General features: G+C 68.6%; 28 protein-coding genes. All 28 read left to right on the plus strand.

Annotation, left to right across the window (positions count from 1 at the left end; translation table 11 throughout):
• The 28 genes from rfbD to rplO all read left to right on the plus strand — a co-directional run bounded on the left by rfbD (position 1) and on the right by rplO (position 18,144).
• Positions 1–918, plus strand: a complete 918-nt coding sequence (rfbD, locus tag ABUW04_RS07595) for a dTDP-4-dehydrorhamnose reductase (protein ID WP_380563687.1) — start codon at positions 1–3, stop codon at positions 916–918.
• Positions 915–2,261 (plus strand): lipopolysaccharide biosynthesis protein, encoded by a 1,347-nt coding sequence (locus tag ABUW04_RS07600; protein WP_063757454.1) that lies wholly within the window; start codon positions 915–917, stop codon positions 2,259–2,261. The genes rfbD and ABUW04_RS07600 overlap by 4 nt, the downstream gene beginning before the upstream one ends.
• Positions 2,262–2,289: 28 nt before the next feature.
• Positions 2,290–2,715 carry a DUF2304 domain-containing protein gene (locus ABUW04_RS07605; RefSeq protein WP_380563688.1) on the plus strand — a complete coding sequence of 142 codons (426 nt, stop codon included), beginning with the start codon at positions 2,290–2,292 and terminating at the stop codon, positions 2,713–2,715.
• A complete protein-coding gene (locus ABUW04_RS07610; protein ID WP_030251619.1) occupies positions 2,712–3,443 on the plus strand; it encodes a glycosyltransferase family 2 protein in 732 nt (243 codons plus the stop codon). Before ABUW04_RS07605 ends, ABUW04_RS07610 begins: the two co-directional genes overlap by 4 nt.
• Positions 3,440–4,378 (plus strand): glycosyltransferase family 2 protein, encoded by a 939-nt coding sequence (locus tag ABUW04_RS07615; protein WP_380563689.1) that lies wholly within the window; start codon positions 3,440–3,442, stop codon positions 4,376–4,378. Before ABUW04_RS07610 ends, ABUW04_RS07615 begins: the two co-directional genes overlap by 4 nt.
• Complete coding sequence (locus ABUW04_RS07620; protein ID WP_380563690.1) at positions 4,375–6,009, plus strand: DUF2142 domain-containing protein; 1,635 nt, start codon at positions 4,375–4,377, stop codon at positions 6,007–6,009. The genes ABUW04_RS07615 and ABUW04_RS07620 overlap by 4 nt, the downstream gene beginning before the upstream one ends.
• A gap of 62 nt (positions 6,010–6,071) precedes the next feature.
• The gene (locus ABUW04_RS07625; protein ID WP_380563691.1) at positions 6,072–7,946 is read left to right on the plus strand and encodes an ArnT family glycosyltransferase; all 1,875 of its coding nucleotides are present in this window, start codon (positions 6,072–6,074) and stop codon (positions 7,944–7,946) included.
• A gap of 440 nt (positions 7,947–8,386) precedes the next feature.
• A complete protein-coding gene (rpsJ, locus tag ABUW04_RS07630; RefSeq protein ID WP_020549238.1) occupies positions 8,387–8,695 on the plus strand; it encodes a 30S ribosomal protein S10 in 309 nt (102 codons plus the stop codon).
• 16 nt (positions 8,696–8,711) lie between these two features.
• Positions 8,712–9,356 (plus strand): 50S ribosomal protein L3, encoded by a 645-nt coding sequence (rplC, locus tag ABUW04_RS07635; RefSeq protein ID WP_030251605.1) that lies wholly within the window; start codon positions 8,712–8,714, stop codon positions 9,354–9,356.
• Between the two features lie 4 nt (positions 9,357–9,360).
• A complete protein-coding gene (gene rplD, locus ABUW04_RS07640) occupies positions 9,361–10,038 on the plus strand; it encodes a 50S ribosomal protein L4 (RefSeq protein ID WP_030251603.1) in 678 nt (225 codons plus the stop codon).
• On the plus strand, positions 10,038–10,367 hold the full coding sequence (gene rplW, locus ABUW04_RS07645; protein ID WP_030251600.1) for a 50S ribosomal protein L23: 330 nt from the start codon (positions 10,038–10,040) through the stop codon (positions 10,365–10,367). The genes rplD and rplW overlap by 1 nt, the downstream gene beginning before the upstream one ends.
• A gap of 42 nt (positions 10,368–10,409) precedes the next feature.
• A complete protein-coding gene (gene rplB / locus ABUW04_RS07650; protein WP_030251595.1) occupies positions 10,410–11,246 on the plus strand; it encodes a 50S ribosomal protein L2 in 837 nt (278 codons plus the stop codon).
• Positions 11,247–11,257: 11 nt separating this feature from the next.
• Positions 11,258–11,539 (plus strand): 30S ribosomal protein S19, encoded by a 282-nt coding sequence (gene rpsS, locus ABUW04_RS07655; protein WP_030251592.1) that lies wholly within the window; start codon positions 11,258–11,260, stop codon positions 11,537–11,539.
• Positions 11,540–11,583: 44 nt separating this feature from the next.
• Positions 11,584–11,931: a 50S ribosomal protein L22 gene (gene rplV / locus ABUW04_RS07660; RefSeq protein ID WP_037594640.1), complete on the plus strand. Its 348-nt coding sequence runs from the start codon at positions 11,584–11,586 to the stop codon at positions 11,929–11,931.
• Positions 11,931–12,767, plus strand: a complete 837-nt coding sequence (gene rpsC / locus ABUW04_RS07665; RefSeq protein ID WP_030251589.1) for a 30S ribosomal protein S3 — start codon at positions 11,931–11,933, stop codon at positions 12,765–12,767. The genes rplV and rpsC overlap by 1 nt, the downstream gene beginning before the upstream one ends.
• A 4-nt stretch (positions 12,768–12,771) precedes the next feature.
• A complete protein-coding gene (gene rplP / locus ABUW04_RS07670) occupies positions 12,772–13,191 on the plus strand; it encodes a 50S ribosomal protein L16 (protein ID WP_030251586.1) in 420 nt (139 codons plus the stop codon).
• On the plus strand, positions 13,191–13,415 hold the full coding sequence (rpmC, locus tag ABUW04_RS07675) for a 50S ribosomal protein L29 (protein ID WP_030251584.1): 225 nt from the start codon (positions 13,191–13,193) through the stop codon (positions 13,413–13,415). Before rplP ends, rpmC begins: the two co-directional genes overlap by 1 nt.
• Entirely contained in the window at positions 13,415–13,693 is a 279-nt protein-coding gene (gene rpsQ, locus ABUW04_RS07680) for a 30S ribosomal protein S17 (RefSeq protein WP_030251582.1), read from the plus strand. Before rpmC ends, rpsQ begins: the two co-directional genes overlap by 1 nt.
• Before the next feature lie 112 nt (positions 13,694–13,805).
• Positions 13,806–14,177, plus strand: a complete 372-nt coding sequence (rplN, locus tag ABUW04_RS07685; RefSeq protein ID WP_030251577.1) for a 50S ribosomal protein L14 — start codon at positions 13,806–13,808, stop codon at positions 14,175–14,177.
• A 15-nt stretch (positions 14,178–14,192) separates the two neighbouring features.
• Positions 14,193–14,516 carry a 50S ribosomal protein L24 gene (gene rplX, locus ABUW04_RS07690; RefSeq protein WP_030251573.1) on the plus strand — a complete coding sequence of 108 codons (324 nt, stop codon included), beginning with the start codon at positions 14,193–14,195 and terminating at the stop codon, positions 14,514–14,516.
• A complete protein-coding gene (rplE, locus tag ABUW04_RS07695; protein WP_030251571.1) occupies positions 14,516–15,085 on the plus strand; it encodes a 50S ribosomal protein L5 in 570 nt (189 codons plus the stop codon). Before rplX ends, rplE begins: the two co-directional genes overlap by 1 nt.
• A gap of 4 nt (positions 15,086–15,089) precedes the next feature.
• Positions 15,090–15,275 carry a type Z 30S ribosomal protein S14 gene (locus tag ABUW04_RS07700; RefSeq protein ID WP_030251570.1) on the plus strand — a complete coding sequence of 62 codons (186 nt, stop codon included), beginning with the start codon at positions 15,090–15,092 and terminating at the stop codon, positions 15,273–15,275.
• Positions 15,276–15,476: 201 nt separating this feature from the next.
• Positions 15,477–15,884, plus strand: coding sequence for a 30S ribosomal protein S8 (rpsH, locus tag ABUW04_RS07705; protein WP_030251568.1), 408 nt, complete (start codon positions 15,477–15,479; stop codon positions 15,882–15,884).
• Between the two features lie 23 nt (positions 15,885–15,907).
• The gene (gene rplF / locus ABUW04_RS07710) at positions 15,908–16,447 is read left to right on the plus strand and encodes a 50S ribosomal protein L6 (protein WP_030251566.1); all 540 of its coding nucleotides are present in this window, start codon (positions 15,908–15,910) and stop codon (positions 16,445–16,447) included.
• A 3-nt stretch (positions 16,448–16,450) separates the two neighbouring features.
• Positions 16,451–16,834 (plus strand): 50S ribosomal protein L18, encoded by a 384-nt coding sequence (gene rplR / locus ABUW04_RS07715; RefSeq protein ID WP_030251564.1) that lies wholly within the window; start codon positions 16,451–16,453, stop codon positions 16,832–16,834.
• 45 nt (positions 16,835–16,879) lie between these two features.
• The gene (rpsE, locus tag ABUW04_RS07720) at positions 16,880–17,506 is read left to right on the plus strand and encodes a 30S ribosomal protein S5 (protein WP_030251561.1); all 627 of its coding nucleotides are present in this window, start codon (positions 16,880–16,882) and stop codon (positions 17,504–17,506) included.
• The gene (gene rpmD / locus ABUW04_RS07725) at positions 17,506–17,688 is read left to right on the plus strand and encodes a 50S ribosomal protein L30 (RefSeq protein WP_030251557.1); all 183 of its coding nucleotides are present in this window, start codon (positions 17,506–17,508) and stop codon (positions 17,686–17,688) included. The genes rpsE and rpmD overlap by 1 nt, the downstream gene beginning before the upstream one ends.
• A complete protein-coding gene (gene rplO / locus ABUW04_RS07730) occupies positions 17,689–18,144 on the plus strand; it encodes a 50S ribosomal protein L15 (protein WP_030251554.1) in 456 nt (151 codons plus the stop codon).
• The last annotated feature ends 137 nt before the right edge of the window (positions 18,145–18,281 follow it).

Raw genomic sequence — 18,281 nt, forward strand, 5'->3', positions numbered from 1 at the left:
ATGGCGCCGAGTCGCTGGCTCGTGACGGGTGCGGCCGGGATGCTCGGCACGGACCTGCTGGCCGTGCTGGACGGTGTCCCCGGGATCGAGACCACCGCTGTGACCAGGTCGCAGCTGGACGTCACCGATCCCGCGGCAGTGCGTGCCGCGATCGCCGGGCACGATGTGGTGGTCAACGCGGCGGCCTGGACCGACGTCGACGGCGCCGAGACCCAGGAGGCCGCCGCCACGGCGGTCAACGGGGCCGGCGTCCGCAACCTGGCCGAGGCCTGCGCCGGGCAGGGTGCCGTGCTGCTGCACGTCTCCACCGACTACGTCTTCGACGGCAAGGGCACCTCGCCGTACCCCGAGGACGCGCCGACCGACCCGCTCAACGCCTACGGTCGCAGCAAGCTGGTCGGCGAGCAGGCGGTGCTGGAACTGCTGCCGGCGCACGGCTACGTGGTGCGGACCGCCTGGCTCTACGGGGAGCACGGCGGCAACTTCGTCGCCACCATGCTCAAGCTGGCCGGCCGGATGGACAGCCTGACCGTGGTCGACGACCAGCGCGGCCAGCCCACCTGGTCCTACGAACTGGCACGGCAGTTGGTCGCCCTCGGCCGTGCCGCGCTGGACGGCGACGCTCCGGCCGGGGTCTACCACGGCACCGCGTCGGGGGAGACCACCTGGTTCGGACTGGCCCGCGCCGCCTTCGAGCTGTCGGGGCTCGATCCGGAGCGGATCGCGCCGACCACCTCGGACGCCTTCGTCCGCCCGGCCCTGCGCCCCGGCTACAGCGTGCTCGGCCACGACCGCTGGTCCGCGGCCGGCCTCAAGCCGCTGCCGCACTGGCGGGACAGCCTCGCCGAGGCCGTCGGCAGGAGCGCCTTCACCAGCCTGCTCGCGGCCCCCGCCGCGGAGCCTGGACGCCAGTCGTGAACCGAGCGGTCGCCAGGCTGCTGGGCATCGTGCCGCCGGGGACGCACCTGGTCATCGGCGGCACGCTGACTCTGGGCGTCGCCTCGTACATCCAGATCGCGGCCGCCAACCACGCCCTCACGGGTGATCCGCGGGCCGCGGTCTCGGCACTCTGGTCCCTGATCATGACCCTCAGCCTCGGGCTGTTCTTCCCGGTGGAGCAGGAGCTCACCCGGGTGGTGGCGGCCCGGGTGGTGCGCGGTCAGGGTGTGCTGCCGGTGCTGCGCCGGGCGACCGGGGTCACCCTGGGCATGATCGCGGCGATCGCACTGCTGCTGGCCCTGGCGGCCGGACCCACCGCCCGGCTGTTCCTGCACGGCCAGACGTCGCTGCTCTGGACCTTCGCCGCCGCGATGGCCGGCATGGGTCTGGTCTACGTGACCCGCGGCGTGCTGGCCGGACTGGGCCGCTTCAACGCCTACGGCGTCTCCCTGGGCGTCGACGGGGCGCTGCGCATCGTGCTGGCGCTGGCCCTGCTGGTCTGCGGGGTGCATGCGGCCTGGGCCTTCGCGCTGGTGCTCGCGGTGGCCCCGCTCGGCGCAATGCTCTGCACGCTGCCGGCCACCCTGCGCGACTGCCTTCCGGGCCCCCAGATGGCCTGGTCGGAGCTGTTCCAGAACACCGGGCTGCTGGTCGGTTCCTCGCTGCTGGCCCAGGTGGTGGTCAACGCCGCGGTGATCACCGCCGGCCTGGTCGCGCCGCACGACAGCGACCTCCAGGTCGCGGTGCTCAACGCCGGGGTGCTCTGCCGGGTGCCGCTGTTCGTCTTCGGCTCGCTGCAGCCGACGCTGATGACCGGCCTGTCCACCGCGGCCACCCAGGGCGACCGGGCCGGCTTCCGCCAGCTGCTGGTGCGCACCTGCGGTGTGGTGGGTGCGCTCGGACTGCTCGGCGGCATCCCGGCGGTGCTGATCGGCCCCTGGCTGCTGCGGACCCTGCTGGGGGCGCCGGGCGTGCTGGGCTCGGCGGACCTGTTCTGGTTCTCGGCCGGGACCATGTTCTACATGCTGGCCATGGTGGTCGGGCAGGCGCTGGTCGCGATGGGCCGGCACCGGCTGCAGCTCGTCGGCTGGGCCGTCGGCACCGCGGTGCTGGTGGGCGTCGCCTGCGTGCACGGGTCGTTCGCCGTTCGGGTCGAGGTGTCATACTTCCTGGGCTCCCTCGCGGCAGCCCTGACGATGCTCGTGTTCATCATGCGCTCGCAGGGACAGCGCATGCCGTCCGCGGCCGCGGACCAGGAGGCGGACCCCGAGCCCCGGGTACCGCCCGGCGCGGGCGCCGGTCGACGGATATCTTCTAGCTGAGCCACCCCAGACGAAAGGCAAGGCAGTCGTGCAACTCTCTGTGCTCACCTCCATCACCGGTGTGGTGGTGCTGGCGTGCATCCTGGAGCTGCTGCGCCGCCAGCAACTCCGGGAGAAGTACGCAGCCATCTGGCTCGGGATCGGTGCCGTGGTGGCGCCGCTCGGCTTCTTCCCGACGGTACTGAACGGTGTGGCCCACAAGATCGGCGTGGCGAACGGCGCCAGCCTGGTGCTCTTCGCCGGCTTCATCCTGGTGCTGCTCGTCTGTCTGCACCTGAGCTGGGAGTCGAGCCGCCTGGAGGCGGAGACCCGGATCCTGTCCGAGGAAGTCGCCCTGGTGCGGAGCAAGGTCGCCGAGCACACCGTGCTGCTGGCGGCGCTGGACGCGGAGCGCCGGCGCACCGCCTCCCGGAGCGAAGACCCGGCCATGGCCGAGCAGGAGGCCCAGGCGTGAACCCGCAGCAGAAGATCCTGATCATCCTTCCGGCCTGGAACGAGTCCGAGGGCCTGCCCTCGGTGCTGAAGGAGATCCAGACCAAGATCCCCTTCGTCGACGCCCTGGTGGTCGACGACGGCTCGTCCGACGACACCGCCCGGGTGGCGGCGGAGGCCGGTGCCACCGTGGTGCGGCTGCCCTACAACCTGGGCGTGGGCGGCGCCATGCGGCTGGGCTACCGCTACGCCTACGAGCACGACTACGACGTCGCCGTGCAGATCGACGCCGACGGCCAGCACGACCCGGCGTTCGTCCCCGACCTGCTGAAGGCGCTGGACACGGTGGACCTGGCGGTCGGGGCGCGCTTCGCCGGGGTGGGCGACTACACCGTCCGTGGCCCGCGCAAGCTGGCGATGGGGCTGCTCTCGGCGGTGCTGTCGCGGATAGCGCACACCCGGCTCACCGACACCACGTCCGGCTTCCGGGCCTGCAACCGGCAGCTGATCGAGTTCTTCGCGCACTGGTACCCGGTCGAGTACCTCGGCGACACCGTCGAGAGCATGGTCGGCGCGGTCCGCTGCGGGTTCACCGTGCAGCAGGTCCCGGTCGCCATGCGCGAGCGGACCACCGGCACCCCGAGCGCCTCCCCGGTCAAGGCCATGGTCTACCTCGGCAGGGCCGGGTTCGTGCTGATGCTCGCCATGATCCGGCGGATGCCCGCACGCAGGGCCGGGAGCAGCACGTGACCGGTCCGACGCCGCAGTTCGACATCATGATGCCGTACTACGGCGATGTCGGGATGATGCAGGACGCCGTGCGCAGCGTCCTCGCGCTGGACGGCGACGACTGGCGGCTCACCGTGGTGGACGACGGCACCGAGCCGGACGTGCCGGGCTGGTTCGAGCAGCTGGCCGACCCCCGGATCCGCTACTTCCGCAACGAACGCAACCTCGGGGTCACCGGCAACTTCAACCGCTGCCTCGAACTCGCCGACTTCGACCACGTGGTGCTGATGGGCTGCGACGACCTGATGCACCCCAACTACCTGCGGGTGGTGCGCGGGGCGCTGGCGTCGACCCCGGACGCGGCCATGGTCCAGCCCGGTGTGCTGGTGATCGACGGCTCGGGGAAGCCGGCCGACAGCCTGGTCGACTCGGTGAAGCGGCGCATCTACGCGCCGAAGGAGCAGGGGACCGAGGGGTCGGCGGAACCGGGCCCCGGCGAACTCCACGGCGAGGAACTCGCGGTGAGCCTGCTCCGCGGGAACTGGCTCTACTTCCCGTCGATCTGCTGGCGCACCGACGCCGTGCGGGAGCGCGGCTTCCGCGAGGACCTGAAGGTGATTCAGGACCTGGCGCTGGTGATGGAGCTGGTGGTCGCGGGGGAGCGGCTGACCGTCGCCGGCGAGGTCTGCTTCAGCTACCGCCGCCATGCGCTGAGCGAGTCCTCCGCCCAGGCGTTCTCCGGGGACCGCTTCGCCGAGGCCCGCCGGTTCTTCCTGGAGACCGCCGACCTGCTGGACCGCCAGGGCTGGCCGCGTGCCGCGGCCGTGGCCCGGCGGCACCTCTCCACCCGCCTGCACGCACTGACCCTGCTGCCGGGCGCGGTGCGCCGAGGCAACTCCACCGGTGCCGGAACGCTGCTCCGGTTCGCAGCCCTGCCTGCCAGGAGAAATTCATGAGATCTCCGTTCCCGGCCGCTTCCACCTGGCTGTTCGCGAGTCGGCTGCGATTGGGGGTCGCGTCGTTCGCGGTCTTCTTCATGCTGATGTCGGCCTGGTCCTTCGCGACCCCGCTGACCGCGGCCCCGGACGAGCCGGACCACATCACCCGGGCCGCCTCGGTGGTCCGCGGACAGATCAACGGCCCCGACGTGTCCGGCGTGGTGAAGATCGAGAACATCCCGCGCCAGCTGGTGTTCACCGGTATCAAGCTGCCGTCCGGCTACGACGCCCTGCCGGCGCTGACGCTGTGCTACCGCCACGACCCGACCAAGCCGGCCTCCTGCGCCGCCCCCTTCAAGACCGGCAGCACCACCGTCTCGATGACCACGGGGGCCGGGCGCTACAACCCGGCGTACTACCTGATGATCGGCTGGCCCAGCCTGTTCCTCAAGGGCCCCTCGGTGATCTACGCGATGCGGCTGCTCTCGGCGGTGCTGTGCGCCCTGCTGATGGCGCTGGCGGTAGTGACCGCGAGCACCTGGCGCAAGAGCACGGTGCTGGTCGGCGTGTACGCCGCGGCGACGCCGATGACGCTGTTCCTGGGCGGCGTGGTCAATCCCAACGCGGTCGAGGCGGCCGCCGGGATCCTGGCCTGGACGGCGCTGCTCCCGGTCTTCCTGAGGCCCGACCCCGAACTGCTGCGCAGCAGGATGGCCTACGGCGGCATCGCCGCGGTGAGCCTGTTCTGCATCCGGCCGCTGGGGCTGCTCTGGGTGGCGGCGGTGCTGCTGATCGGGCTGCTGGTGGCCCAGCGCGGGGTGCTGCGGTCGATCCTGCACCGCCGGGTGACCTGGGTGTGGACCGCAGTCTCCGGGGTCGCCTTCCTGCTCGGCGAGGCCTGGAACCTGACCCATCCGGACCACTCCAACCTGGGCAGTCTGAAGCTGTCGACCGTCTCGGTCGCCAAGTCGACCTTCCTCTACAGCCGCAACTACATCACCAACATGATCGGCGACTTCGGCTGGCTGGAGACCACCTCCCCCTACGCCACCTATGTGATCTGGACCGCCGTGGTCATCGGTCTGGTGCTGCTCGGCTGGTCCTGCGCCAGGCGCCGGGAGGTGCTCGCGCTGGTGGCCCTGATCCTGGGGATCGTCTTCATCCCGGTGATCGGCAACGCCTACGCGACCGGTTCCACCGGACCGATCTGGCAGGGCCGCTACCTGCTGGCGTTCGCGGCCGGGCTGCCGATCCTGGCGTCCATGCTGATCGCCAAGTACAACCCGCTGTCGAAGGCGCCGGCGGTGCGGCTGAACCGGCTCATCGGCGCGGCCCTGACCGCTGCCTCGTTCATGGCCTTCTGGGGAGCCCTGCACCGCTACATGGTGGGTGTGAACGGCCGGCTGATCCCGCTGCACGCGGACTGGACGCCGCCGGCCGGCGCCCTGGTGTGGGTCCTGCTCATCCTGGTCGGCCTGGTGGCACAGTGGTGCCTGCTGCGCGCCTTCGACCCCGCGGCGCAGTCCGCCGCCCCCGCGGCCGAGGAGCCTGCGGCCGCGCTGCCGCTGACGACGGACGGCGTGGAGGCCGGCGCGAAGGCCGACGGGGACGAGCACCTGGCCGGACCGGGGCCGGTGAGCGCCTGGTAGCGTACCGCTGCTCGGCCAAGGGTGCCTGTACGACGAAGATCTGCTCCAGGAGAGAAGCAAGCATGGAAAGCGTCGACAGCGCGGCCGGGGGGACCGGGTCGACCAGGCCCGCCGTCGCTGAGCCCGCGGACCGGGCCGGGGACCGTTCCGAGCGCGGCAGCAGCGGGGTGGTCGGCAGCCGGGCGGTCGGCGGCCGGGCGGTGCTCCGGGGGCGGGGACTGACCTCCCGGGCCTGGTTCCTCCCGGCGGCGCTGGTGGCGGCCTACCTGGTGCAGGTCGCCTTCCGGCTGGCCCTGGTGACCTCCTTCACCTATCCGAGCGTGCACCCGGACGAGGACGCCTACCTGGTGCTCGCCCGGATCCTGGCCGGCGGTCGCAACACCTACATGCCCGCCGGGGAGGTGCTGCCCGGCGGCTACCCGCTGCTGATCACGCCCGCGCTCTGGCTGGGGCACAGCGCCGAGACGGCCTACCGGCTGGTGCTGGTGACCAATGCGCTGCTGAACGCGCTGGTCATGCCGGCCACCTACATGTTCCTGCGCCGCCTGGCCCTGGGCCGCAAGCTCGCCTTCCTGGCGGCGTTCGGGGTGGCCCTGATCAACCCGGTGGTCTTCTACTCGCAGTTCGCGATGACCGACGTCATCTTCCCGCTGCTGGTGCTCTGCTGGCTGTTCTGCATGCACGCCTGGCTCAGCACCGGGGGTTCGCGCCGGAGCCGCGCCTGGTACGGGGCCGGCTCGGGCCTGGCCGCCTCCTACGCCATGGCCACCCATGACCGCGGCGGTGTGATGGTCGCCATCACCTGCGCGGTGCTGCTGCTCGTCCTGGTGCTGCGCTGGGTGCCCTGGGCCGCGGTCTTCTCCATGGCGGCGGGGCTGGCCCTGGGCGTCGGGCTGGACAAGTTCCTGGTCCACCACTTCCTGGCGCGGACCCACAGCATCCCCAGCGCCGTGGGCACCGCGGTGTTCCAGGGCCTCTTCGACCGCACCCTGCTGGACCGCAACCTCAGCCGGACGCTCGGTCAGTTCTGGTACTTCTGCACCTCCACCTGGGGGTTGGGCGCGCTCGCGATCGTGCTCTGTGCGGTGGCGCTGTTCGGGCGCGGGAGCAGCCGTCCGAACAGGGTGGTCGCCGGGGTGATGCTGGCGACCCTGTTCGGCGTCGCGCTGGCCTCCGCGTCCGGACTCCCGTCCGACACCAGGGTCGACACCTGGGTCTACGCCCGCTACCTCACCCTGCTGGCGCCGGCGATGTTCGCGGTGGGTCTGGCCGGACTGGTCAGGCTGAGCCGGGCCGCGCTCATCCGCGCCTCGCTGGCAGCGGTCGTGCTGACGGTGGGTCTGACGGCGTTCGTGGTCGTGCACATCAGCCCCAACTTCAAGACGCTGGGGATCGTCCCCTGGGGGCTGCCCGACGCGTTGATCCTCGGTGGCGACACCAACGACCTGCACGTGCTGCGGACCACGGTGGTGTCGCTGCTGCTGCTCGCCCTGGTCGTGGTTCCGGTCGTGCTGTTCCGACGCAAGGCGCTGCTGCCGGTCCTGGTCTGTGTCGCGCTGCTCGCGGCGGCGGAGACCGTCGCGGTCACCGAGCAGATCTCCAAGCCCTGGGCCGCCGCCAGGGAGTGGCCCGCGACCGGGTTCATGGAGGACGCCGGGATCACCCCGACCGACAACGTCGTGCTGACCTGGAGCACGGACTGGACCGTTCAGAAGGTCCTGCCCTACGAGGTCTTCCGGGGCAGCGTCTGGGTCCAGGACCCGACCAAGCACCTGCCCGCGGCGGCCAACGTGGCCGCGGTCAAGGCGCCCGACGACCAGAGCGAGCCGTTGGCTGCGAGCTGGCCGGACGCGCCGGCGGGCTGGTACCCGGTCAAGGCGGTCACCAGCCACGGATCGACCGGGATCCCGGACGTCGTGGTGTGGCGCAAGAAGTAGGTTTGACGGCGGTGCTGCCGCGGGTACCCTCACTGGCCCTGATTGGCGTGGGGCATGTCCGGTATGGCACACTAGCCAAGTTGCTCGGTTGAGCGCCGATGCTGCGCGCCTCCCATCAGGAGGACCGGAAGCGAGTCCCACAGTACTCGTCGTGCCCGTGATGGCCGTTGCCTAGTTGATGTTCGACGAAGCGCGGCAGCTGCGGCACGGACGTACGGGAATCTTCCGGGAAGTGCGGACAGGCCCTCAACCCGGCGTTCCGCCCCGGGTGTGAACCTCACGGTTCCGCCGCCTGGGGCCTTTGAGTTCGGCCAAGGATTTTTTGTGGCGGGCAGCGCGACACGCCCGACCGCGTGGGTCGAACGGGACGCCACCGAGGACTCCACCCGGAGCCTCGGCCGCAGAAGCAGCACTATCGACACGAAGGACTACAAGAAGCCATGGCGGGACAGAAGATCCGCATCCGGCTGAAGGCCTACGACCACGAGGTCATCGACTCCTCGGCGAAGAAGATCGTCGAGACGGTGACGCGTACTGGTGCGCAGGTCGCAGGCCCGGTGCCGCTGCCCACTGAGAAGAACGTGTACTGCGTCATCCGCTCGCCGCACAAGTACAAGGACTCGCGCGAGCACTTCGAGATGCGCACGCACAAGCGTCTGATCGACATCCTCGACCCGACCCCCAAGACCGTTGACTCTCTGATGCGACTCGACCTCCCGGCCGGCGTCGACATCGAGATCAAGCTCTGAAGGGCGGGAGCTGAAGATGGCTAAGCAGATTAAGGGCATCCTGGGCGAGAAGCTCGGCATGACGCAGGTCTGGGACGAGAACAACCGGATCGTTCCGGTGACCGTCGTCAAGGCCGGCCCCAATGTCGTCACCCAGGTCCACACCGCTGACGGCACCGGCTACGACGCCGTGCAGTTCGGCTTCGGCGAGATCGACCCGCGCAAGGTGAACAAGCCCCTCGCGGGCCACTTCGCCAAGGCCGGCGTCACCCCTCGTCGCCACCTCGTCGAGCTGCGCACCAGCGACGCCGGCGAGTACACCCTGGGCCAGGAGATCACCGCTGAGGTGTTTGAGGCCGGTATCAAGGTCGACGTGACCGGTACCAGCAAGGGCAAGGGCTTCGCGGGTGTCATGAAGCGCCACAACTTCCACGGTCTGGGTGCCGGCCACGGCGTGCAGCGCAAGCACCGTTCGCCCGGCTCGATCGGTGGCTGCGCCACCCCGGGTCGCGTGTTCAAGGGCATGAAGATGGCCGGTCGCATGGGCCACGAGCGTGTGACCACCCAGAACCTGACCGTCCACGCCGTTGACGCGGAGAAGGGTCTGCTGCTCATCAAGGGCGCGGTCCCCGGTCCGAACGGCGGCCTCATCCTGGTCCGCACTGCGGCAAAGGGGGCCTGAAGCAATGAGCACCATCAATGTTCTCTCCCCCGCGGGTGAGACTGTCGGCACCGTCGAGCTGCCGGCCGAGATCTTCGACGCGAAGGTCAGCATTCCGCTGATCCACCAGGTCGTCGTCGCCCAGCTGGCTGCGGCTCGCCAGGGCACGCACAAGACCAAGACCCGCGCCGAGGTCCGCGGTGGTGGGCGCAAGCCCTACCGCCAGAAGGGCACCGGCCGCGCCCGTCAGGGTTCGACCCGCGCTCCGCAGTTCGCCGGCGGTGGCGTCGTGCACGGCCCCGTGCCGCGCGACTACTCGCAGCGGACGCCCAAGAAGATGAAGGCCGCCGCGCTCCGTGGCGCCCTGACCGACCGGGCCCGCAACGACCGCATCCACGTCATCACCGGCGTGACCGCGGGCGATGCGCCGTCCACCAAGACTGCCCGCACCCTGATCGGCAAGATCAGCGAGCGCAAGAACGTCCTCCTCGTGGTCGAGCGCGACGACGAGCTGGCGATCAAGAGCGCCCGCAACCTGCCCGAGGTGCACATCCTGGACGCCGGTCAGCTGAACACCTACGACGTGCTCGTCTCCGACGATGTGGTCTTCACCCAGGCCGCCTTCGAGCGCTTCGTGGCCGGCCCTGCCGCGTCCGCGAAGGCCGTTGCCTCTTCGAGCGAGCTCGAAGGGAGCGACGCCTGATGAGCGACGCGACGATCACCAGCAAGACGTTCACGGACCCCCGTGACGTGCTGCTCAAGCCGGTCATCTCGGAGAAGAGCTACGCGCTCCTCGACGAGGGCAAGTACACGTTCATCGTGGCGCCGGGCTCGAACAAGACCCAGATCAAGCAGGCCGTCGAGGCGGTCTTCGCGGTCAAGGTCGCCAACGTCAACACGATCAACCGGGTGGGCAAGCGCAAGCGTTCGCGCACCGGTTTCGGCAAGCGCAAGGACACCAAGCGCGCCATCGTGACGCTGGCAGAGGGCAGCAAGCCCATCGACATCTTCGGGGCTCCGACCTCCGCCTGACGGCGAGTCGGATAACCGAAACGGACGAGGACAGAAGAAGCCATGGGCATCCGCAAGTACAAGCCGACAACGCCGGGCCGTCGCGGCTCCAGCGTTGCCGACTTCGTCGAGATCACGCGGTCCGAGCCGGAAAAGTCGCTGGTCCGCCCGCTGCACAGCAAGGGCGGTCGTAACAACACCGGTCGTGTGACTGTTCGCCACCAGGGTGGCGGCCACAAGCGCGCGTACCGCGTCATCGACTTCCGTCGTCACGACAAGGACGGCGTTCCGGCCAAGGTCGCTCACATCGAGTACGACCCCAACCGCACCGCACGCATCGCGCTGCTGCACTACGCAGACGGCGAGAAGCGCTACATCATCGCCCCGGCCAAGCTGGGCCAGGGCGACCGGGTTGAGAACGGCCCCCAGGCCGACATCAAGCCCGGCAACAACCTGCCGCTGCGCAACATCCCGGTCGGTACGGTCATCCACGCCATCGAGCTGCGGCCCGGTGGCGGCGCGAAGATCGCCCGTTCCGCGGGTTCCTCCGTGCAGCTGCTCGCGAAGGAGGGCGTCTACGCCCACCTCCGCATGCCCTCCGGCGAGGTCCGCCTGGTCGACGCCCGCTGCCGCGCCACGATTGGCGAGGTCGGCAACGCCGAGCAGTCGAACATCAACTGGGGCAAGGCCGGCCGTATGCGCTGGAAGGGCGTCCGCCCGACCGTGCGTGGTGTCGCCATGAACCCGATCGACCACCCGCACGGTGGTGGTGAGGGCAAGACCTCCGGTGGTCGCCACCCGGTTTCGCCGTGGGGTCAGAAGGAGGGTCGTACTCGTTCGCCGAAGAAGGCGTCCAACAAGTACATCGTCCGCCGCCGCAAGACGAACAAGAAGCGCTAGGAGCAGTCTCGATGCCGCGCAGCCTCAAGAAGGGGCCCTTCGTCGACGACCACCTCATGAAGAAGGTGGATGTCCAGAACGAAGCTGGTACCCAGAACGTCATCAAGACCTGGTCCCGCCGCTCCATGATCGTGCCGGCGATGCTGGGCCACACCCTCGCGGTGCATGACGGTCGCAAGCACATCCCGGTGTTCGTCACCGAGTCGATGGTCGGCCACAAGCTCGGTGAGTTCGCGCCGACCCGCACCTTCCGCGGCCACGTCAAGGACGACCGCAAGTCGAAGCGCCGCTAAGGCGGGGTGCGAAGACCATGACAGACACCAACAAGGGGATTCCCATGGAAGCCAGGGCAACGGCGCGGTACATCCGCGTAACGCCCATGAAGGCCCGCCGCGTGGTGGACCTTGTCCGTGGCATGAATGCCACGGAGGCCCAGGCGGTCCTGCGTTTCGCTCCGCAGGCCGCGAGCGTGCCGGTCGGCAAGGTGCTCGACAGCGCCATCGCCAACGCCGTGCACAACTACAACCACAACAACGTGGAGTCGCTGTACGTCGCTGAGGCGTTCGTCGACGAGGGCCCGACCCTGAAGCGTTTCCGTCCGCGGGCCCAGGGCCGCGCGTACCGGATTCGCAAGCGGACGAGCCACATCACCGTGGTTCTCGCCTCGAAGGAGGGCACCCGCTAATGGGTCAGAAGATCAACCCGAACGGGTTCCGACTCGGCATCACCACGGACTTCAAGTCCCGCTGGTACGCCGACAAGCTGTACAAGGACTACGTCAAGGAAGACGTCGCCATCCGCAGGATGATGACGTCCGGCATGGAGCGCGCCGGCATCTCGAAGGTTGAGATCGAGCGCACCCGTGACCGCGTGCGGGTGGACATCCACACCGCCCGTCCCGGCATCGTCATCGGCCGTCGCGGCACCGAGGCCGACCGCATCCGCGGCGACCTCGAGAAGCTGACGGGCAAGCAGGTCCAGCTGAACATCCTCGAGGTCAAGAACCCCGAGATGGACGCCCAGCTGGTCGCCCAGGGCGTTGCCGAGCAGCTGTCCTCCCGCGTCTCCTTCCGTCGCGCCATGCGTAAGAGCATGCAGGGCACGATGAAGTCGGGCGCCAAGGGCATCAAGATCCAGTGCTCCGGCCGTCTCGGCGGCGCCGAGATGTCCCGCTCGGAGTTCTACCGCGAGGGCCGCGTGCCCCTGCACACCCTGCGCGCCAACGTGGACTACGGCTTCTTCGAGGCCAAGACCACCTTCGGCCGCATCGGCGTCAAGGTCTGGATCTACAAGGGCGACGTCAAGAACATCGCTGAGGTCCGTGCCGACAACGCCGCCGCCAAGGCCGGCAACCGTCCGCCCCGTGCGGGCGGCCCGGGCGAGCGCCCCCGTCGGGGCGAGCGTCCCGCCGGTGGCGAGCGCGGTGGCCGTGGTCGTCGTCCCGCCACCGAGGCTCCGGCCGCGGTGACCGAGGCCCCGGCCGAGGCTTCCACCTCGAACGACACTGGAACGGAGGCCTGACCCCATGCTGATCCCTCGCAGGGTCAAGCACCGCAAGCAGCACCACCCCAAGCGGCGTGGCATGGCTAAGGGCGGTACCGAGCTGGCGTTCGGCGAGTACGGCCTGCAGGCCGTCTCCCCGGCGTACGTGACGAACCGGCAGATCGAGTCCGCTCGTATCTCCATCACCCGTCACATCAAGCGCGGCGGCAAGGTCTGGATCAACATCTACCCGGACCGTCCGCTCACCAAGAAGCCTGCCGAGACCCGCATGGGTTCCGGTAAGGGTTCGCCGGAGTGGTGGATCGCCAACGTGCACCCCGGACGCGTGATGTTCGAGTTGTCGTACCCGAACGAGAAGATTGCTCGCGAGGCGCTCACCCGCGCCGCGCACAAGCTTCCGATGAAGTGCCGGATTGTCCGGCGCGAGGCAGGTGAGAGCTGATGTCGGCCACCACCAAGGCTGCAGAGCTTCGCGAGCTCGACGACGAGGCCCTCGTCGCCAAGCTCCGTGAGGCCAAGGAGGAGCTGTTCAACCTCCGCTTCCAGGCGGCGACCGGGCAGCTCGACAACCACGGACGGCTCAAGCTCGTCCGCAAGGACATCGCGCGGATCTACACCCTGATGCGTGAGCGCGAGCTGGGCATCGAGACGGTGGAGAGCGCCTGATGACTGAGACTGAGAACACGACCGCAGCACGCGGCTTCCGCAAGACCCGTGAGGGTCTGGTCGTCAGCGACAAGATGGACAAGACCGTCGTCGTCGCCGTCGAGGACCGCGTCAAGCACGCGCTGTACGGCAAGGTCATCCGCCGTACGAACAAGCTGAAGGCGCACGACGAGGCCAACGCCGCGGGCGTCGGCGACCGCGTCCTCCTCATGGAGACCCGGCCGCTGTCCGCGACGAAGCGCTGGCGCGTCGTCGAGATCCTCGAGAAGGCCAAGTAGTAACGAACGCGATTGGGCGCGGTCCGTATGTGCCTGAGGCTCCTCCCCGGAGGAGCGCTCGGGTGAGCAGCGGGCCGGCCCGGTCCCGATCGTTGACGATCAGGAGAAAGCTGTGATCCAGCAGGAGTCGCGACTGCGTGTCGCCGACAACACTGGTGCGAAGGAGATCCTTTGCATCCGTGTTCTCGGTGGCTCCGGCCGACGCTACGCGGGTATCGGTGACGTCATCGTCGCCACCGTCAAGGACGCGATCCCCGGTGGCAACGTGAAGAAGGGCGATGTGGTCAAGGCCGTCATCGTCCGCACCGTGAAGGAGCGCCGTCGTCCGGACGGTTCCTACATCCGTTTCGACGAGAACGCCGCCGTCATCCTCAAGAACACCGATGGTGACCCGCGCGGCACGCGCATCTTCGGCCCGGTGGGCCGCGAGCTGCGCGACAAGAAGTTCATGAAGATCATCTCGCTTGCGCCGGAGGTGCTCTAAATCATGGCGAACAGCATGAAGATCAAGAAGGGTGACCTGGTCCAGGTCATCACCGGCAAGGACAAGGGCAAGCAGGGCAAGGTCATCCAGGCCATCCCCACTGAGAACCGCGTCCTGGTCGAGGGTGTCAACCGGGTCAAGAAGCACACCAAGGTCGGCCAGACCGCCCGTGGTGCCCAGACCGGCGGCATCGTGACCACTGAGGCCCCGATCCACGTGAGCAACGTTCAGCTCGTCGTGGAGAAGGACGGCAAGAAGGTCGTCACCCGCGTCGGTTACCGCTTCGATGACGAGGGCAACAAGATCCGCGTTGCCAAGCGAACCGGTGAGGACATCTGATGACCGACACCTCTGTTGAGAAGGTGACCCCCCGTCTCAAGGAGCGCTACCGCTCCGAGATCAAGGGTCAGCTGCAGGAGCAGTTCTCGTACGAGAACGTCATGCTGATCCCCGGCCTGGTCAAGGTCGTGGTCAACATGGGTGTGGGCGACGCCGCCCGCGACTCCAAGCTGATCGACGGTGCGGTCAAGGACCTCACCGCGATCACCGGCCAGAAGCCGACCGTGACCAAGGCCCGCAAGTCCATCGCGCAGTTCAAGCTGCGTGAGGGCCAGCCGATCGGTACCCACGTCACCCTTCGCGGGGACCGCATGTGGGAGTTCCTGGACCGTCTGGTGTCGCTCGCGCTCCCGCGCATCCGCGACTTCCGCGGTCTGTCGCCGAAGCAGTTCGACGGCAAGGGCAACTACACCTTCGGTCTGACCGAGCAGGTCATGTTCCACGAGATCGACCAGGACAAGGTCGACCGGCAGCGGGGCATGGACATCACGGTGGTCACCACTGCCCAGACCGACGACGAGGGCCGGGCGCTGCTGCGTGCCCTTGGCTTCCCGTTCAAGGAGAACTGAGCACATGGCGAAGAAGTCCCTCATCGCGAAGGCGGAGCGCAAGCCGAAGTTCGGCGTCCGGGGTTACACCCGCTGCCAGCGCTGCGGTCGCCCGCACTCCGTGTACCGCAAGTTCGGCCTCTGCCGCGTCTGCCTTCGTGAGATGGCTCACCGCGGCGAGCTGCCGGGTGTCACCAAGAGCTCCTGGTAGTCCAGGAACTCTGGGTCAGCAGGGCCGCCGGCCTGGCCGCCGTTTTGGGAACTCCGTGAGGAGTCCCGTAAGGTGGTGAGGTCGGGGCCCTGCGCCCCTGATTCGTCTTACTACACCGTAGGTCCCCGCGCCGCGCCCGCTCTGGTTCAACCCCGGGCTGCGCGCTTCGGGAAACCGCGGTGAGAGAGGCCACAGGCCATCATGACCATGACCGACCCGATCGCAGACATGCTGACGCGTCTGCGAAACGCGAACTCGGCCTACCACGACACTGTCGTGATGCCCCACAGCAAGATCAAGACTCACATCGCCGAGATCCTCCAGCAGGAGGGCTACATCACGGGATGGAAGGTTGAGGAGCCCAAGGAGGGCGAGGTCGGCAAGAAGCTGACCGTCGACCTCAAGTTCGGCCCCAACCGCGAGCGCTCGATCGCGGGCATCAAGCGGATCTCCAAGCCGGGTCTGCGGGTCTACACCAAGTCCACCGCTATGCCGAAGGTGCTCGGCGGCCTGGGAGTGGCGATCATCTCCACTTCCGCTGGTCTGCTCACCGGACAGCAGGCAGCCAAGAAGGGCGTGGGTGGGGAAGTCCTCGCCTACGTCTGGTAACTCAGGGAAACGGAGGTACAGCAATGTCTCGCATTGGACGGCTGCCCATCCCGGTTCCCGCCGGCGTGGACGTCACCATCGATGGCCGCACGGTCTCGGTCAAGGGCCCCAAGGGTTCCCTTGCCCACACCGTTGCCGCGCCGATCGACATCGCCAAGGGTGAGGACGGCACTCTGCTCGTCACCCGCCCCAACGACGAGCGTCAGTCCAAGGCCCTGCACGGCCTGACTCGCACGCTGGTGGCGAACATGATCACCGGCGTGACCGCGGGCTACCGCAAGTCGCTCGAGATCAGCGGCGTCGGCTACCGAGTCGCAGCGAAGGGCTCCTCCATGGAGTTCGCGCTCGGCTACAGCCACCCGATCGTGATCGAGGCCCCCGAAGGCATCGCCTTCGTCGTCGAGTCGCCCACCAAGTTCCACGTGGACGGCATCGACAAGCAGCAGGTCGGTGAGGTCGCGGCCAAGATCCGCAAGCTGCGCAAGCCCGACCCGTACAAGGCCAAGGGTGTCAAGTACGCCGGCGAGGTCATCCGCCGCAAGGTCGGAAAGAGTGGTAAGTAACTCATGAGCCTCAGTGTGAAGATCGGCAAGGGCAACGCCTACAAGGCAGCCGCCCGCAAGCGCCGCGCCATCCGCGTCCGCAAGCGCGTCTCCGGTACGCCGGTGCGTCCGCGCCTGGTCGTGTCCCGGTCCAACCGCCACATCGTGGCGCAGGTGATCGACGACCTCGCGGGCCACACGCTGGCTTCGGCGTCCACCCTCGACGTGTCCATCAAGGGCGTCGACGGTGACAAGACCGAGCAGGCCAAGAAGGTCGGAGCCCTGGTCGCCGAGCGCGCCAAGGCCGCCGGCATCGAGTCGGTCGTCTTTGACCGCGCGGGCAACCAGTACGCCGGGCGCATCGCCGCCCTGGCGGACGCCGCCCGTGAGTCCGGGCTCGACTTCTGACCCGCTCGCCCAAGCTGGCGGACGTAAACGAGAGAGGTAAATCCAATGGCTGGACCCCAGCGCCGCGGTAGCGGCGCCGGCGGCGGCACCGGCGGTGGCGAGCGGCGTGACCGTAAGCGGGATGGTCGTGACGGCGCTCCCGTCGTCGAGAAGACCGCGTACGTCGAGCGTGTTGTCGCGATCAACCGTGTCGCCAAGGTTGTCAAGGGTGGTCGTCGCTTCAGCTTCACCGCGCTGGTCGTGGTGGGCGATGGTGACGGCACCGTAGGTGTCGGTTACGGCAAGGCCAAGGAAGTTCCCGCGGCCATTGCCAAGGGTGTCGAGGAAGCGAAGAAGAACTTCTTCAAGGTTCCCCGCATCCAGGGCACCATCCCGCACCCCATCCAGGGTGAGAAGGCCGCGGGCGTCGTCCTGCTCAAGCCGGCTTCGCCGGGTACCGGTGTCATCGCCGGTGGTCCCGTGCGCGCCGTGCTCGAGTGCGCCGGCGTCCACGACATCCTGTCGAAGTCCCTGGGCTCCGACAACGCCATCAACATCGTGCACGCCACGGTCGCCGCTCTGAAGGGCCTCTCGCGCCCCGAGGAGATCGCGGCCCGTCGTGGCCTGCCGCTCGAGGACGTCGCTCCCGCAGCCCTGCTGCGTGCGCGTGCGGCTGGGCAGGGGGCTGCGTAATGGCTCGCCTGAAGATCACCCAGACCAAGTCCTACATCGGCAGCAAGCAGAACCACCGTGACACCCTGCGTTCGCTTGGTCTCAAGCGCATGCACGACGTGGTCGTGAAGGAGGACCGTCCCGAGATCCGCGGGATGGCCCAGACCGTCCGCCACCTCGTCACGGTCGAGGAGGTGGACTAAATGGCGGAGCAGAACCCGCTGAAGATCCACAACCTGCGTCCCGCCCCGGGTGCCAAGACCGCCAAGACCCGTGTCGGTCGTGGTGAGGCATCCAAGGGTAAGACCGCTGGTCGTGGTACCAAGGGCACCAAGGCCCGCTACCAGGTGCCGGCGCGTTTCGAGGGTGGCCAGATGCCCCTTCACATGCGCCTGCCGAAGCTCAAGGGCTTCAAGAACCCGTTCCGGGTCGAGTTCCAGGTGGTGAACCTGGACAAGCTCGGTGCGCTCTACCCCGAGGGTGGCGAGGTCACCGTCGAGGACCTGGTCGCCAAGGGTGCGGTTCGCAAGAACTCGCTCGTCAAGGTGCTCGGCACCGGTGAGATCACCGTCGCGCTGCAGGTTTCGGTTGACGCCGTCTCCGGCTCCGCCGCGGAGAAGATCACCGCTGCCGGCGGTTCGGTGACCGAGCTCATCTGAGTTCTCACCTGACAGGCCTTCAAGGCCCGGTTCCCCCCTGTTCGCAGGGGGGAACCGGGCCTTTCGGCGTGCCGACCCGGGTGCCGGTCCAAGCTGTGCGGGCAACGCGCTTCATTCGAGTGGCCACGGACTGTTAG

The organism is Streptacidiphilus jeojiensis (assembly GCF_042510965.1).
Classification (GTDB): Bacteria; Actinomycetota; Actinomycetes; order Streptomycetales; family Streptomycetaceae; genus Streptacidiphilus; species Streptacidiphilus jeojiensis.